11 protein-coding genes and 1 pseudogene are annotated in these 15,359 nt (G+C 70.6%); 6 read left to right on the top strand and 6 right to left on the bottom strand.

From position 1 onward, the window contains the following. The first annotated feature begins 24 nt into the window (after positions 1-24). Positions 25-438, top strand: coding sequence for a ribonuclease (locus WG923_RS04305; RefSeq protein WP_340349700.1), 414 nt, complete (start codon positions 25-27; stop codon positions 436-438). 37 nt (positions 439-475) lie between these two features. Further along, a pseudogene (locus WG923_RS04300) lies at positions 476-898 on the top strand (barstar family protein); the annotation flags it as partial. Between the two features lie 438 nt (positions 899-1,336). Here WG923_RS04300 and rsmA read toward each other — a convergent pair. From rsmA to WG923_RS04285, 3 genes are read right to left on the bottom strand one after another with little or no spacing between them, the layout of a single operon-like run. Further along, positions 1,337-2,116 carry a 16S rRNA (adenine(1518)-N(6)/adenine(1519)-N(6))-dimethyltransferase RsmA gene (rsmA, locus tag WG923_RS04295; protein WP_340349699.1) on the bottom strand — a complete coding sequence of 260 codons (780 nt, stop codon included), beginning with the start codon at positions 2,114-2,116 and terminating at the stop codon, positions 1,337-1,339. 35 nt (positions 2,117-2,151) lie between these two features. Then, a complete protein-coding gene (locus tag WG923_RS04290) occupies positions 2,152-3,516 on the bottom strand; it encodes a peptidylprolyl isomerase (RefSeq protein WP_340349698.1) in 1,365 nt (454 codons plus the stop codon). 9 nt (positions 3,517-3,525) lie between these two features. After that, entirely contained in the window at positions 3,526-5,946 is a 2,421-nt protein-coding gene (locus tag WG923_RS04285; RefSeq protein WP_340349697.1) for an LPS-assembly protein LptD, read from the bottom strand. 65 nt (positions 5,947-6,011) lie between these two features. Between WG923_RS04285 and WG923_RS04280 the strand changes: the two genes are divergently transcribed. Next, positions 6,012-7,088, top strand: a complete 1,077-nt coding sequence (locus tag WG923_RS04280; RefSeq protein ID WP_340349696.1) for an aminoglycoside phosphotransferase family protein — start codon at positions 6,012-6,014, stop codon at positions 7,086-7,088. A gap of 4 nt (positions 7,089-7,092) precedes the next feature. After that, positions 7,093-7,800 carry a 16S rRNA (uracil(1498)-N(3))-methyltransferase gene (locus WG923_RS04275; RefSeq protein ID WP_340349695.1) on the top strand — a complete coding sequence of 236 codons (708 nt, stop codon included), beginning with the start codon at positions 7,093-7,095 and terminating at the stop codon, positions 7,798-7,800. A 184-nt stretch (positions 7,801-7,984) separates the two neighbouring features. On the opposite strand, the gene WG923_RS04270 is transcribed toward WG923_RS04275, so the two are convergent. Then, on the bottom strand, positions 7,985-8,485 hold the full coding sequence (locus WG923_RS04270) for a universal stress protein (protein WP_340349694.1): 501 nt from the start codon (positions 8,483-8,485) through the stop codon (positions 7,985-7,987). Between the two features lie 49 nt (positions 8,486-8,534). Next, the gene (locus WG923_RS04265) at positions 8,535-11,873 is read right to left on the bottom strand and encodes an HAD-IC family P-type ATPase (RefSeq protein ID WP_340349693.1); all 3,339 of its coding nucleotides are present in this window, start codon (positions 11,871-11,873) and stop codon (positions 8,535-8,537) included. Between the two features lie 439 nt (positions 11,874-12,312). Between WG923_RS04265 and WG923_RS04260 the strand changes: the two genes are divergently transcribed. After that, positions 12,313-13,296 carry a LysR substrate-binding domain-containing protein gene (locus WG923_RS04260; RefSeq protein WP_340349692.1) on the top strand — a complete coding sequence of 328 codons (984 nt, stop codon included), beginning with the start codon at positions 12,313-12,315 and terminating at the stop codon, positions 13,294-13,296. Between the two features lie 17 nt (positions 13,297-13,313). Next, entirely contained in the window at positions 13,314-14,492 is a 1,179-nt protein-coding gene (locus tag WG923_RS04255) for an MFS transporter (RefSeq protein ID WP_340349691.1), read from the top strand. Here WG923_RS04255 and WG923_RS04250 read toward each other — a convergent pair. Further along, complete coding sequence (locus WG923_RS04250) at positions 14,455-15,303, bottom strand: alpha/beta hydrolase (RefSeq protein WP_340349690.1); 849 nt, start codon at positions 15,301-15,303, stop codon at positions 14,455-14,457. The genes WG923_RS04255 and WG923_RS04250 overlap by 38 nt on opposite strands. Positions 15,304-15,359: the final 56 nt, after the last annotated feature.

Raw genomic sequence — 15,359 nt, 5'->3', positions numbered from 1 at the left:
TTGATCCCCCCGGAAGGTCCGTTGGTGACACGATTCGCGACAGCCCGGCTGGCCCTTTCCAGTTGCATCGTCGCCTTCGCGCTCACCGGGTTTTCCCAGGCCCAGGCCTGGAGCCGGAACAACGGAACTGCCCAGGCCGATGCGGCGACGGTGCATGTCACCCAGCTGCCCCGGCAGGGCCGGGAAACGTATGAACTGATCCGCCAGGGCGGACCGTTCCCCTACGACAAGGACGGTGCGGTGTTCGGCAACCGGGAGCGGCAGCTCCCGACCGAGAAGCGCGGGTATTACCGCGAATACACCGTGCGGACGCCAGGATCCCGCGACCGGGGCGCCCGGCGCATCGTGTGCGGAGGCCCGCCCCGGGCACCGCACGCCTGTTATTACACCGCCGACCATTACGCGAGTTTTCGCAGGATCGTGGAAGACGCGAGATGAGGCGGGAAGAATTTTGACTACAGAGAAAGAAACGGAGATGGACAAGCCACTTCGTACCGATATTTCCGAGACGCCCCTCAAGGGCGTGCGCAGCAACATCGTGCAGTCGATCCGCGCCTTCCGGGTGCAGACGCTGCAGGAGACGGCGACGCAGCTGGGCCATCACTTCCTGTACGCCAACCTGGCCACGGCCCAGAGCAAGCAGGACGTGCTGGACATGATCGCCCAGCAGTTCACCTTCCCGGCGCATTTCGGCAAGAACTTCGATGCGCTGTACGACGTCATGACGGATCCGCTGCACAAATCGGGCCCGCAGCCAGGCTTCATCGTGGTGCTGGAGCACATCCCGGCCAACGGCAAGTTCGACAAGGAAGCCCGCGAACAGCTGCTCGACATCTTCCGCGACACCGCCGACTACTGGGCGGACCGCAAGGTGCCGTTCCGCTGCTTCTACTCCTTCTCCGTGGCGCGCTCGGCCCAGGGCCAGGCCGCCAACGAAGGCGTGCCCGAGGCGGTGCAGCCGCCGGTGGCCGACGGCGGCGAGAAGATGCCGACGGACAAGCTGCTGGACGTCTCGCCGCTGGCGCTGCGCATGAGCAGCCCGTTCAACGCGGGCTACTGGCTGGCCGCGGCGTAAGCCTGGCGGCGGCATGAAGAGAGCCGGACCTCGCGTCCGGCTTTCTTGTTGGGGGCGTTGCCTGCGGCTCTTGGTAGGCTGGCGCGGCGAAGCCGCGGAAGGTGAGCTGCGCGAACCCCAGCCCTGATGGCGTGTTGCTAGTTAGAGCGCTGGGGTTCGGCCTTCGGCGCTCACCGCCAGCCTGCGAATGCGCGCTCCCGCCAGCGAACCCGGGCTCCCCGCCAACGAACGCGGCCTCCCCGCCAACACGTTCCGCGGCTTTCACCACCCCGCGTTGTCGCGGCTCACCGCCACCGCCAGCGCGAGGTATTCCGGCACCGGCACCTGCTCCGCGCGCCGCTGCACATCGAAACTGCCCCCGTAGCCCTTCTGCTCCAGCCACTTGCCCAGCGTGTGGCGCAGCAATTTGCGGCGCTGCGAGAAGGCGACCTGCACCAGCTCCGACAGCAGGCCCTCGTCGACGACCACCGGGTGTTCGTGCGGCACCATGCGCACCACCGCGCTGTCCACCTTCGGCGGCGGCTCGAAGGACTCGGGCGGCACGAACAGCAAGTTCTCCATCGCGTAGCGCCACTGCAGCATCACCGACAGGCGCCCGTAGTCCGCCGTCGCCGGCGCGGCCACCATGCGGTCCACCACTTCCTTCTGCAGCATGAAGTGCTGGTCGGCGATGCGATCCACGAACCGCAGCAGGTGGAACAGGATGGGGGTGGAGATGTTGTAGGGCAGGTTGCCCACCACGCGCAGCCGGGGCGCGCCCAGCTCCTCGGCCACGGCGCGGAAGTCCACCTTCAGCACGTCCGACTCGATCACCCGCAGGTGCGGATGTTCGCGCAGCCGGGCGGCGAGGTCGCGATCGAGCTCCACCACCGTGAGCGCGCCGATGCGCTCCACCAGCGGCTGCGTCAGCGCGGCCAGGCCGGGCCCGATCTCCACCATCGCCTGCCCGGGCCGGGGGTCGATCTCGCGCACGATGGCATCGATCACGCTCACGTCGGCCAGGAAGTGCTGGCCGAAGCGCTTGCGGGCGACGTGCTTCATGGACGGCCGCGCCGGAAATTGGAATCTGACCCCATTTACTGGGGTGGCTCGCGGTACTCCACGTACGCCCGGCCGCGCACGTCCTGCGCCCACTGCACGTAGGCTTCGTCGAGCTTGCGTTCGCGCACCACGTTGCGCACCACCTCGCGCTGCTCGCGCGGGGTGAGCTGGGACTCGCGCCGCTCCAGCAGCTGGATCAGGTGCACGCCGAAGCGGGTGACGATCGGGTCGGCGATCTGGCCCGGTTGCAGCGCATTGATCACCTCCTCGAATTCCGGCACGAACATGCCGGGGCTGGCCCAGCCCAGGTCGCCGCCGCTGCGGGCGCTGGCGTCCTGCGAGTTCTCGCGCGCCAGCTGCGCGAAGTCGGCCTGGCCGGCTTCCACGCGGCGCTTGAAGTCGGCCAGCTTCTGGCGTGCCGCCGCCTCGCTGAGCTGCGGGGTCGGGCGCAGCAGGATGTGGCGCGCATGGCTCTGCGTCACCGCGGCGCCGGCGCCGCCCAGCCGCCGCTTCTCCAGCACCTTGACGATGTGGAAGCCGGCGGCGGAGCGGATCACGTCCGTCATCCCGCCCGGCTGCAGCTCGCGGGTGGCGTCCACGAACAGGGGCGGCAGGCGGTCCGCCGTGCGCGCGCCGATCACGCCGCTGTTCTGCGCCGCGCCGGTGGCATCCGAATTCTCTCGGGCAAGCCTGGAGAAATCCTCGCCGGCGCGGGCGCGCTGCAGCAGCTGGCGCGCCTTGGCCTCGGCCTGCGCCACCTGCGCCGCGGGCGCGTCCTCCGGCACCGCGACCAGGATGTGCGCGAGGTTCAGCTCCGTCAGCGCCGGGTCGCCGGCGCCGCCCTGCTCCTGGTCGTGCAGGTACTGCTCGATGTCGAGGTCCGTGACCTTCACGCGCTGCTCCAGCTCGCGGTCGCGCAGGCGCTGCAGCAGGATCTGGTTGCGCAGGTCCTCGCGGAACTGGCGCGCGTCGATGCCGTCGGCCACCATGCGGCGGCGCAGTTCGGGCACGGCGATGCCGTTCTGGCGCGCGATGTTCTGCTCGGCCTGGTCCACCAGGCTCTCGTCCACCCGCACCCCGGTTTCGCGCGCCACCTGCAGCTGCGCCTTCTCGGTGATCAGGCGCTCCAGCACCTCGCGGGCGAGCTGCGCGCGCGGCGGCATCGCGGAGCCCTGCTGCGCGAGCTGCTGCTCGTAGCGCAGCATGCGCGTGCGCACCTCGTTGTTGGTGATCGGCTCGGAGTTCACCACGGCCACGATGTAGTCGGCGGCGCGCGGGCCGGTCTCGGGGGCGGCGCGGCCGGTGCCCAGTTGCGGCGTGGCGCGCAGGCCTTGGGCGGCCGCGGGAAGGCCAGCGGCCAGCGCGGCGGCCAGGGCCAGCGCCAGGAAACGGGAGGTCATCTGCGTACTCTAGTCGTAATTGCTGAACCGGCTCGGCGCCACCGTGCGCTCGCGCAGGTATTGGTAGCGGGGGATATTTTCCTTGAGGGCCTGCAGCGCGTTGGAGCCCAGGCGGTTGAAGCCCACGAATTCGAGCTGGAACAGGATGCGCTTGTTGGAACTGTTGGTGCCCGCCTGCAGCCGCTCCACGACGATGCGCCCGAGCCAGCAGCCGGCGTCGTACTCCAGGCCCAGCAGTCCGTCGACGATGCGCTTGTCCTTCAGGCTGACGTTGAGGCGCCCGACGCTGTACCAGCGGCCTTCGCCCTCGCCCATGCCCGGCCCGAGGTTGCGGCCCTTGTCGCCCCACAGGTCGTTCAGCGGCCACTGCCAGCCGATGTCGACCTGCTCCGAGCCTTCCTGCCCCGCGATCACGGCGCGCTGCAGCCGGTAGGCGGCGGTGATCACGTGGTAGTTGCCGGGGCTGTAGCGCACGCCGATCGTCTCGCGGATCGACTGGCGCGTCTTCGGGTTGAACTGGATCGTCGTGTCGGCGCTCCACTGCGGCACCAGGTTCACGGAGGCACCGAACAGGATGTCCGACAGGCGCTCGCTCACGGGCGTGCCCCCCGGCAGGGTGACGCGCTGGTCCTTGAAGCGCAGGCGCTGCGCGAAGGCGAAGCGCGCTGCCTCGGCGCCCGTGTCGGGGTCGAGCAGGCGGGTCGCGGCGCCCAGCGTCAGCAGGTTGTTGTCCGCGATCCGGTCGTTGCCGCCGAAGGAGTTCTCCGTGTAGACCGTGGCGAAGTTGAAGTCGTTCAGGCCCGAGTCGTAGTTGGGCAGCCGGTTCTGGTCGCGGAACGGCGTGTAGACGTAGAACGCGCGCGGCTCCAGCGTCTGCAGGAACCTGCGGCCGAACAGGCTGGTCGCGCGCTCGAACACCAGGCCCGAATCCAGGCTGAAGGTGGGCACGGTGACGTTGGCGCTGTCCTGCCCGGACAGCGTGGGGCTGTCGAAGTTGTAGTGGCGCGCGTGCAGCTGCCCCTTGGGGATCACGAACCAGCCCGGCGCCTGCCACGGGCGGCTCACCTGCAGCAGCCCGAAGCTGCGGTGCGCATTGGGCTGCGTGACGTCGGGCAAGCTCGGGAAGAGCGCCCGCAGCGGGTCGCTGATGCTATGCGTGAAATGCGTGTAATCGGCCTCGACGTAGGTGTCGAGTCCGCCGATCTGGTCGGTGCGGGTCTGGCGCGCGGTCAACTGCGGCGAGCGGTTGTAAGGCGGAATGATCGGCGCCGTGAGGTCCTGCAGCGTCTGCCAGCGCAGCACGCGGGCCGTCATGCTGACGTCGCTCCAGGACCAGTTGAGCGTGCCGTCGCTGCTCAGGAGCCGCTGCGTGAGCGAGGCGGAGTTGCGCGAGAAGTCGCGCCAGTAGTCGTCGTCGCTGACGCGGTTGATGTTCAGCGCCAGCGAGCTCGACCCGAGCCCCGGCAGCCGGATGCCCGACTGCGAGTGCTGCGTCGCGAGCCCCCAGCGGTCCTTGTCGCGCAGGCGGTCGTTGGGCAGGTAGTTGCCGCGCAGGAAGCCGCTGTACGTCGGCTCCAGGTAGCGGAACTCGGCGCCGAGATCCACGCCGCGCTTGGACATCAGGGTGGGATAGAGCGTCGCGTCGCGGTTGGGCGCGATGTTCCAGTAGTAGGGCAGCGTCAGCTCCACGCCGCTCTTGTTGTCGATGCCGAAGGTCGGCGGCAGCACGCCGCTCTTGCGCCCGTCGCCCAGCGGGAAGCTCAGCGAGGGCACCGGCAGGATCGGCAGGCCCATGAAGCTCAGCACGGCGTTCTTCGCCTGCCCGACCTCCTCCTCCTGGTCCAGGCTGATGGAGGCGGCGCGCAGGATCCAGTCCGGCATCCAGCTCGGGCCGGGCTTGCGCTGGCACGTGGTGTAGGTGGCCTTGCGGATCACCGTGTGCTTGTCGTCCACGAAGTCGATGCGCTCGGCCTGGCCGTAGGCGTCGTTGCGCAGGAAGCGGTAGCGCGGCTCGTTGAAGAAGCCCTCGAAGGCATCGACCTTCAGCTCCAGCAGCGGGCCTTCGAAGATGTTGCCGGCCTTGTTGATGTGCACGTCGCCGCTGGCGCGGGCGGTGTCGTCGGCCTGGTTGTATTCGATGCGCTTGGCCCGGATGACCGTGTCGCCGCGGCGCAGCTCGGCGTCGCCCTCGACGATCGTCTCCAGGTCCGGGCGGCCGCGCACCTGGTCGCCCTCGACGAAGGTGGGCAGCTGCGAGCGCACCGCTGCCGGGATGTCCTCGCGCAGCTTCGGCGCGGGCTTGAGCCGCGGCGCGGGTTCGGTGTCCGCCTGCGCCTGCGTGGCCAGCGGCTGCAGCAGCGTGATGGCGACCAGCGCCACCGGGCTCAGCGCGAAGCGCGCCACGCAGGCCTTGTTCTTGGGGTGATGCATCAGGGGTGGGAAGCCAGCCGCCGGCTGGCCGGCGCGCCACGTTGGATTTGTAGAATCGATTATCCATGAGCGATTCCGCGCCACCCCCCTCCGCTGTCGCCTGGAGCGACCCCCGGCGCGAAGCCGCTTTCCACGGCTGGCTCGCGCGCGTCGCCCCGGCCCACGGGCTGCGGCCCGCCAGCCTGCGGCCGGCCTCGGCGGACGCCAGCTTCCGGCGCTACCTGCGCATCGACGGCGACAGCGCGAGCTTCATCGTGATGGACGCCCCGCCCGAGCGCGAAAATTGCGAGCCGTTTGTAAAGATTGCGCAGCTCATGGCGCAGGCCGGGCTGAACGTGCCGCGCGTGCTGGACTGGGACGCACCGCTGGGCTTCATGCTGCTGGACGACCTGGGCACGCAGACCATGATCGAGGTGGTCGATGCGGCCGACCCGCCGGCCAACCAGCCTCTGTACCTGCGCGCGGTGGACGCGCTCATCGCCTGGCAGCTGGCCTCGAAGCCGGGCGTGCTGCCCCCCTACGACGAGGCGCTGCTCGCGCGCGAACTGGCGCTGTTCCCCGACTGGTACCTGCAGCAGCACCGCCAGCTGGAACTGTCCGCCGCCCAGCGCGCCACGCTGGACGCCCAGTTCAGGCTGATCATCCAGCGCAACCTGGCGGCGCCCGGCGTCTACGTGCACCGCGACTTCATGCCGCGCAACCTGATGATCCCGCGCGATCCCACCGAACAGCGGCTGGGCGTGCTCGATTTCCAGGACGCCGTGCACGGGCCGATCACCTACGACATCGCCTGCCTGATGCGCGACGCGTTCCTGAGCTGGGACGAGGAGTTCGTGCTCGACATCACCGTGCGCTACTGGGAAAAGGCGCGCAGGGCCGGCCTGCCGGTGGGCGACGACTTCGGCGAGTTCTATCGCGCCGTCGAGTGGATGGGGCTGCAGCGGCACCTGAAGGTGGCCGGCATCTTCGCACGCCTGACGCTGCGCGACGGCAAGCCGAAGTACCTGGCCGATGCGCCGCGCTTCATCGCCTACATCCGCTCCACCGCCGGCCGCTACCGCGAGCTCGCGCCGCTGGCGCGGCTGGTGGACGAGGTGGAAGGCAGCGCCGCGGTGAGCGGCTACGCCTTCGGCCGGATCTAGGCCCGTGCCCCGCCTGTACTGCGACGAGCCCCTGGCAAGCGGCGCGCGCATCGCCTTGCCCGCCGGCGCGGCCCGCCACGTGCAGGTGCTGCGGCTGCAGCCCGGTGCGCCACTGACCCTGTTCGATGGCCGCGGCGGCGAATACGAGGCCGTCGTCGAGCACATGGGCCGCAGCGAGGTGCGGGTGGAAGTCGGCGCGCACCGAGCCGTCGAATGCGAGGCCGGCGTGGCCGTGCACCTGGCCGTCGGCATGCCGGCCAACGAGCGCATGGACTGGCTGGTGGAGAAGGCGACGGAGCTGGGGGTCGCCTCGATCCAGCCGCTGCTGGCCGAGCGCAGCGTGCTGCGGCTCGCGGGCGAGCGGGCGCAGAAGAAGCAGGCGCACTGGCAGGGGGTGGCGATCGCCGCCTGCGAGCAGTGCGGGCGCAACCGGGTGCCGGTGGTGCATGCGGTGCAGCCGCTGCAGGCCTGGCTCGCGTCGGCGCAGGCAGGATTCGTTCTGTCCCTGCGGGAGGCGACGCAGCCGTTGATGCCCGCGGCTGCGGGACTGGCTCAGGTCACGCTTCTCAGCGGGCCGGAGGGCGGGCTGTCGCCGGCGGAGGAAGATGCGGCGCTGGCGCGCGGCTGGCGCCCGGTGGACCTCGGTCCACGGGTGCTGCGGGCGGAGACGGCGCCGATCGCGGCGCTGGCAGTGTTGACGCTCGTCGCGTGAAAGCCGGCCGTAGGCTGGTGGTGGAGCGAACGCGAAACCCCAGCGATGCGCGAAGCGCTGGGGTTCGGCCTGACGGCACTCACCGCCAGCCTACGAAAGCCGCGCCAGCAAGAGGTGGGGCGTGCGAACCGCGCCAGCAACAGGTGGGGCGTGGCAAGCCGCCCCGCCGTGCGAACGCCGGCGCTCAGTCCGCCAGCGCCACCGCCAGCAAGGCCCCCACCGCCGCCGGAATTCCGTAGCGCTCCCACTTCGACACTTCGGTTGCGGCGATCACTTCCACCGGCACGGTCGTGAGCTCCAGCACCCGGTTCACCACGCAGTCCTCCACCAGCCGCACCAGCGAGTCCTTGCGCGCCGTCCCCATCAGGATGCGGTCGCAGCGCAGCCGGTGCGCCAGTTCGGTGATGCACACGGCGCTGTCGCCCACCGCCGTGTGGACCGTGTAGGCGACCCCCGCCCGGTCGAGCCGCGCGCGGCAGGGCGCGAGCGCCGCGCGCGCCTGCTCCGCGTAGAAGCTGGCGCGCTCGCGCCGCGGGATGAAGCGCGCCACGTGCCAGCGGAACGGCACCTGCACGTTCAGCAGGTGGATGTCCAGCGGGCCGCCGCGCAGGCCCTCGCGGACCACGTGCCGGATGACGGCGTCGTCATTCGGCGACCCCGCGACGGGAACGAGGATCTTGTGCATGCTCCACAGCATACCGAAAGCGGCGCGGATCCGCCGCCCTCCGGGTTCCTCACTCGGCCGCCGCCAGGAACAGCGCCAGCGCCGCGCCGATCGCCGCCGGGATGCCGTAGCGCTCCCAGTTCGACACGCCCTCGCCCGCGATCACCTCGACCGGGACGGTCGTGAGCTCCAGCACGCGGTTGGTCACGGAGTCCTCCACCAGCCGCGTCAGAGTGTTCTTGCGCGCGGTCGCCATCAGGATGTGGTCGCAGCGCAGCCGCCGGGCCGTCTGCGTGATGCAGCGGGCGCTGTCGCCCACCTGCACGTGCACTGCGTAGGGAATGCCGAAGCGGTCGAGCCGCTCGCGCGAGGCCCGCAGCGCCTGGGCGGCCTGCTCGCGGTAGAAGCTGTCGCGGTCGCGCTTACGCACGAAGCGCGCCACGTCGCTGCTGAACGGCGGCTGCACGTTCAGCAGGTGGATCTGCAGCGCGGTGTTGTTCATGAACAGCCGGATCGCATGCTGGATCGCGGCGTCGCAGTTGGCCGAACCGCGGACGGGAACGAGGATCGTGTCCATGCCGGTACCTCCATTGACGGGGGCGATGGTCGCGTCGGCGGCGGCCGGCGCGCGCGGGGCCACGGGGGCGGCGCGGCGGCGGAAGTGCAGCTTGAGCAGTTCCATCGCGAGGGGGGAAACGAGGACGAAGGGGGCCATCAGCAGCCAGTCGTCCGCACCGAGCGCCACCGTGTCGAAGAAGGGCTGCAGGAAGGGCACGTAGACCACCAGCATGACAAGCAGGAAGGAGGCCGCCACCGCCCACACCATCCAGCGGTTGGAGAAGGGCCCGATCGCCAGCACGCTGTGGACCTCCGAGCGCGCGGTGAAGGCGCGCAGCAGTTCCGAGCAGCACAGGGTCACGAAGGCGATGGTCTGCGCCGCTTCCAGGTGGCCGGGGTGCCGCTGCAGCGCGAGGAAGAACACCGCCAGGATCGCGATCGCGTCCACCAGCCCCACCACGCCGATGCCGATGGCCATGTCGCGGTTGATCACGTGCTCCTTCGGCGAGCGCGGCGCCTGCTTCATGATGTCGGGGTCGCCCTTTTCCATGCCCAGCGCCAGCGCCGGCGCGCCGTCGCTCACGAGGTTCAGCCACAGCAGCTGCACCGGGCGCAGGGGGATCGGCAGGCCCACCAGCATGGCGCCGAACACGATCAGGATCTCGCCCACGTTGCACGCGAGCAGGAAGTAGACGAACTTGCGGATGTTCGAGTAGATGATGCGGCCCTGCTCGATCGCCGCCACGATGCTGGCGTAGTTGTCGTCGGTCAGCACCATGTCGGCGGTCTGCTTGGCGACGTCGGTGCCGGTGATGCCCATGGCCACGCCGATGTTGGCGCGCTTGAGCGCCGGCGCGTCGTTGACGCCGTCGCCCGTCATCGCCACCACGTGGCCGCGCGCCTTGAGCGCATCGACGATGCGCGTCTTGTGCTGCGGCGAGACGCGGCAGCAGACGTCCAGCCGTTCGACCCTGGCGGCCAGCTCCTCGTCGGAGAGCCTGTCCATCTCGGCGCCCGTGAGCACCAGCCCGCCCGGCGTGAGCAGGCCGATGTCGCGCGCGATCGCTTCGGCCGTTTCCTTGTAGTCGCCGGTGACCATCACGCTCTTGAGGCCGGCGCCGCGCGCCACCTTCAGGGCCTCCACCACCTCGGGGCGCGGCGGGTCGATCATGCCCAGCAGCCCGACGAACACCAGATCCTGCTCGATCGCCTCCGGGGTGACCTGCGCGGGCACCTCGGGCAGGGGCCGGTACGCCACCGCCAGCACGCGCAGCGCGTCGGCGGCCATCGCGCGGTTGTGCCGCAGGATCTCCTCGCGCATTAGCGGCGTGACGGGCACGGGGCTGCCGTCCTGCAGCTGCCGCGTGCACAGCTCCAGGATCACGTCCGGCGCGCCCTTGACGAAGGCGATCACCTCCTGCGCCGGCGTGCGGTGGATGGTGGTCATGCGCTTGCGGTCGGAGTCGAACGGGATCTCCTGCACGCGCGGCCACTGCGGCGCCAGCGCGTCGCGCTGCCAGCCGGCCTTGGCCGCGGCGACGGCGAGCGCCGCCTCGGTCGGGTCGCCGATGATCTGCCACGAGGGCTTGCCTGCTTCGTCGCAGCTTTCCTCCAGCCGCGCGTCGTTGCACAGCAGGGCGCCCTGCAGCAGCAGCGTGGCATCGGCGTCGGCGCGGGCGTCGAAGGGATGCGCGTCGCGGAAGAACTGGCCGGCCGGGTTGTAGCCCTCGCCGGTCAGGCGCAGCGCCTTGCCGCCGCTGAAGGCCTGCACCACGGTCATCGCGTTCTGCGTCAGGGTGCCGGTCTTGTCGGAGCAGATCACCGTGGCGCAGCCGAGCGTCTCGACCGCGGGCAGGCGGCGGATCAGCGCGTGGTGGCGGATCATGCGCTGCATGCCGATGGCCAGGCAGATCGTCACGATCGCCGGCAGCCCCTCGGGCACCGCGGCGATCGCCAGGCTCACCGCCGTCATGAAGAGGGTGACGATCACCGTCTTCTCGCCTTGCAGGTAGGCCAGGAAGTCGCCGCCGGCCGCGGCGGCGAGCTTGGTGTCGCGGAACAACCCGTAGACGAACACGATCACGCAGATCGCCAGGCAGGCGGTGCCCAGCACCTTGCCCAGGTGCGCCAGCTTGCGCTGCAGCGGCGTGTCCTCCGTCTCGAAGTTCTGCAGCATCTCGGCGATCAGGCCGATCTGCGTGTGCATGCCGGTGGCGGTCACCAGGCCCTTGCCGCGGCCGTAGGTGATCAGCGTGCCCATGAAGGCGCTGTTGCAGCGGTCGCCCACCGGGATCTCGCGATCGAGCACCACGCCGGCCTGCTTGTCCACCGGCAGCGACTCGCCCGTGAGCGACGCCTCCTCGATCTTCAGGTTGAAGCCCTCGACGAGTCGCAGGTCCGCCGGCACGTAGTTGCCGGCCTCCAGCAGGACGATGTCGCCCGGCACGATGTCGCTGCCCTTGACGGTCACCTGGTGGCCGTCGCGCAGCACCTGCGCATTGGGCGCGGCCATCTTCTGCAGCGCCGCCAGCGCCTGTTCGGCCTTGGACTCCTGCACCACGCCCACCACCGCGTTGAGCAGCACGATGAAGACGATCGCGAGGGCGTCGACGTACTCGCCCAGCAGGCCGGAGACCACGGCCGCCCCGATCAGGATGATCACCAGGTAGTTGTTGAACTGCGCCGCCAGCAGCGCCAGGAAGCCGGGGCGCGGCCTCTCCTGCAGCGCATTGGGGCCGAGTTCGCGCAACCTCTGCTGCGCTTCCTCCTGTCCGAGGCCGCGCTCGAGGTGCGTGCGCAGCGCATCCACCACCTCGGCGATCCCCCTCGCATGGGCGTGCTTGTCGTGCATGGCCATCTCCTGTTCCGGGTTCCTCCAGCATGGGCGAGGGCGGGCGGAAAGAAAATTCGAACCTTGCGACGCGAGCCTTCACGAAACGGTGAAGCGTCCGGACGAATGCGACAGGCTGCCTTCACGTTTCGTGAAGGGTCGGCGGGTTTGACGCGCCCCGGATCCTTTGCTACAAAGAAGGCGTCCCGCCGCGTGCGGGGCACCCCACAAAGGGGAGTAGCTTCGGCGGCCTGCGACAGGCCGCCGTGCCGCGATCGTCAATACGGGCCCAGCGCCCCGGTCACGGCAGCCGCCGCAGCCAGCGGTGGCGAGCGAGACCTTTGCCCGGCCGGGTGAAGGTCCACTGGCGTCTGGCACGTCGTTGCGGCCTGCACCCGGGTGTGGGCCGCTGCGCTTTGGGGGCGCGGCGGCCACGGCATCGGACTCGAGGAGGCTCGCCATGCGTCCCGTGAGCATCGGTCGTTACCTGAAGCACGGCACCCTGCCGCAACTGCGCGTGTTCGAGGCGAGCGTGCGCCTGGGCTGCTTCGCCCGCGCCGCCGAGGAACTGCACATGGCGCCGCCCACCGTCTCGGCGCAGATCCGCAAGCTGACGGACACCGTCGGCGCGCCGCTGTTCGAGCAGGTGGGCCGGCGCATCTACCCGACCGAGACGGGCCGGCGCCTGCACGACAGCTGCGACGACGTGTTCCGCGCGCTGGCCGCCTTCGAGGAAACGCTGGGCGAGCTGCGCGGGCTGGGCGCCGGGCAGCTGCGCATCGCGGCCTGCACCACGGCGCGCCACTTCCTGCCGCGGCTGCTGGGTGCCTTCGTGCAGCGGCATCCGGCGATAGCGACGTGCCTCCACATCCACAACCACGCGGGCCTGCTGGAGCGGCTCGCGCGCAACGAGGACGACCTCTACCTGTTCGCCGACGCGCCGCGCGAGCGCGAGCTGGTCGTGCAGACCGTGCTGGCCAATCCGCTGGTGGTGTTCGCCCGGGCCGGCCATCCCCTGGCCGGCTGCAGCCGCATCCCGCTGGCGCGCCTCGCGGGCGAGCCTTTCCTGGTGCGCGAGCCGGGCTCCGGCACCCGGGCGGCCGCCCTGGCCGTGTTCGCGGCCCGCGGCCTGGCGCCGCGCATCCGCATGGAGCTGGGAAGCAACGAGGCGATCCGGGAAGCGATCCTCGCCGGCGCCGGCGTCGCCGTGCTGCCGCGCCACCTGCTGGGCGTGCAGCCCGAGCCGCCGGGCCTCGTCTGCCTGGACGTGGAAGGCTTCCCGCGCGAGAGCGTGTGGCAGTTCGCCTATCCGATCGGCAAGCGGCTGCCGCCGGCGGCACGCGCCTTCATGGACTTCGCACGTGTGCACGGCCAGGGGCTGCTGCGCAGCGCGCAGCAGCCGGTGCAGGCGCCAGCGCAGGCACTGGAGCTGCAGTACACCTGAGGCGCTACAGTGGCGGGATGAACCGCAACCTCTGGCTGCTGGCGATCCTGCAGGGACTGTTCCTCACCAACAACGTCACCTTCATCGCCATCAACGGCCTGGTGGGGCTGTCGCTCGCGCCTTTCGGCTGGATGGCCACGCTGCCCGTCATGGGCTACGTGGTGGGCAGCGCGCTCTTCACCGGCCTGGTCGCCGGCACGCAGGCGCGGCTGGGACGACAGCGCGGCTTCCAGCTGGGGCTGGCGGTGGCGATCGCCTCCTGCCTGCTGTGCGCCTACGCGGCCAGCACCCGCCAGTTCTGGCTGCTGTGCGCCAGCACCCTGCTGGCCGGCTACTACGCCGCCAACGCCAGCCTGTACCGCTTCGCCTCCGCGGAGCTGGCCGCGCCCTCCTTCAAGGAAAAGGCCGTCTCGCTGGTAATGGCCGGCGGCCTGATCGGCGCCGTGATCGGCCCGCGCCTGGCGGCCGGCACCCGCGACTGGGCGGCCGCGCCCTTCGTGGGCGCCTACCTGGCGCTGGCAGGCGTGGCGCTGCTGGCGCTCGCGATGCTGGCCTTCATGCGCTTTCCCCCGGTGGCCGCGCGCGCGGCGGTGAAGGCGGGGCGCACGGTGCGGCAGCTGCTGGCCGAACCGACCTTCCTGGTGGCCGCCTTCGCGGGCGCCCTGGGCTACGGCGTGATGAACCTGCTGATGGCCGCCACGCCGCTGGCCATGCAGCAATGCGGGCTGCCCTTCGGCGACGCCGCCCTCGTGCTGCAGTGGCACGTGATCGGCATGTTCGCGCCCGGTTTCTTCACCGGGCACCTGATCCAGCGCTTCGGCACGCTCAAGGTGATGGGCGCCGGGGCGGCGCTGAACCTGCTGTGCATCGCCATCGCGCTGTCCGGCATCGAGCTGCAGCAGTTCGTGCTCTCCCTGTTCCTGCTGGGGGTGGGCTGGAACTTCCTCTTCACCGGCAGCACCACCCTGGCACTGACGGCCTACGCGCCGGAGGAAAAGGACCGCGCCCAGGCGGTGCTGAATTTCATCCTCTTCGCCACCCTGGCCGTGACCTCGTTCGCCTCCGGCGTGCTGGTCACCACGCAGGGCTGGACCTGGCTGAACCTGGGCTCGCTGCTGCCGATGGCGGCGATCGCCGCCGGCCTGGGCTGGCTGGCGATCAGAAGCGCGCGTCCAGCCACTGCCGCAGGTGCGTGAACACGGGCTGCGCGCGCGGCTCGTTGAAGATCTCGTGGTAGTAGCCGTCGAAGCGGCAGGCGCTCACCACGTCGCGCGGCGCCGCCGCCGCGAAACTCTCGCTGCCCCTGGGATCGACGATGCGGTCGCCGCCGCCGTACATCAGCAGCGTGGGCACCAGCCAGCGCGGCGCGCAGGAGCGCACCACCTCGGCCTCCTCCGCAATGAAGCGCGCCAGCCGCCCGGAGACGCGGTCGTGCACCAGCGGATCCTTGCGGTAGGCCTGCACCACGCCCGGATCGCGCGAGAGGTACTGCGGGTCCAGCCCGTTGCTGACGGTGAGGTTGGGCGCCACGCGCGGCACGATCGCCAGCAGCATCTTCTGCACGGCGCTCAGGCGCGTGGCCAGGGCGGGCGAGGACAGCACCAGGCCATCGACCGGGATGATGCCGCGGGCGACGAAGCCCGCCGCCACCAGCCCGCCCAGGCTGTGCCCCAGCAGGACGAGCGGGAGTTCCGGCGAGCGGTTGCGGGTGCTTTCCACCAGGTCCGCCAGGTCGTCGAGCAGGCGGTGCTGCTGCGGCAGGGCGCCGCGCGCGCCGCCGGACTGCCCGTGGCCGTAATGGTCGTAGCCGCGGACGGTGAAACCCCAGTGATTGAGCAGTCGCGCCAGGCCGTCATAGCGGCCGGCGTGCTCCCCCAGGCCGTGCACCAGCAGCACCGTGGCGCGCGGGCGCACGTTGCCCGGCAGGTTCCAGTCCTGCACCGCCAGGTTGTCTCCGTCGCTGGCGGTGTAGGTGGAGAGCGTCGACTCTGGCGCTTCTTGACTCATCCGCAGGCATCATGGCGGGGCCGTCCCGCGTGTCAATGCCCCCTTTGGAGGGGGGC

The sequence above is a fragment of the Ramlibacter sp. AN1133 genome, assembly GCF_037890035.1.
Lineage (GTDB): Bacteria > Pseudomonadota > Gammaproteobacteria > Burkholderiales > Burkholderiaceae_C > Ramlibacter.
This window is presented reverse-complemented; position numbering and strand designations above follow the sequence as displayed.

Bases quoted from the DNA above. Each gene is read 5' to 3' on its own strand.
- rsmA (WP_340349699.1), bottom strand. From the start codon at position 2,116: ATGAAGCACGTCGCCCGCAAGCGCTTCGGCCAGCACTTCCTGGCCGAC.
- WG923_RS04290 (WP_340349698.1), bottom strand. From the start codon at position 3,516: ATGACCTCCCGTTTCCTGGCGCTGGCCCTGGCCGCCGCGCTGGCCGCT.
- WG923_RS04285 (WP_340349697.1), bottom strand. From the start codon at position 5,946: ATGCATCACCCCAAGAACAAGGCCTGCGTGGCGCGCTTCGCGCTGAGC.
- WG923_RS04280 (WP_340349696.1), top strand. From the start codon at position 6,012: ATGAGCGATTCCGCGCCACCCCCCTCCGCTGTCGCCTGGAGCGACCCC.
- WG923_RS04270 (WP_340349694.1), bottom strand. From the start codon at position 8,485: ATGCACAAGATCCTCGTTCCCGTCGCGGGGTCGCCGAATGACGACGCC.
- WG923_RS04265 (WP_340349693.1), bottom strand. From the start codon at position 11,873: ATGCACGACAAGCACGCCCATGCGAGGGGGATCGCCGAGGTGGTGGAT.
- WG923_RS04260 (WP_340349692.1), top strand. From the start codon at position 12,313: ATGCGTCCCGTGAGCATCGGTCGTTACCTGAAGCACGGCACCCTGCCG.
- WG923_RS04255 (WP_340349691.1), top strand. From the start codon at position 13,314: ATGAACCGCAACCTCTGGCTGCTGGCGATCCTGCAGGGACTGTTCCTC.
- WG923_RS04250 (WP_340349690.1), bottom strand. From the start codon at position 15,303: ATGAGTCAAGAAGCGCCAGAGTCGACGCTCTCCACCTACACCGCCAGC.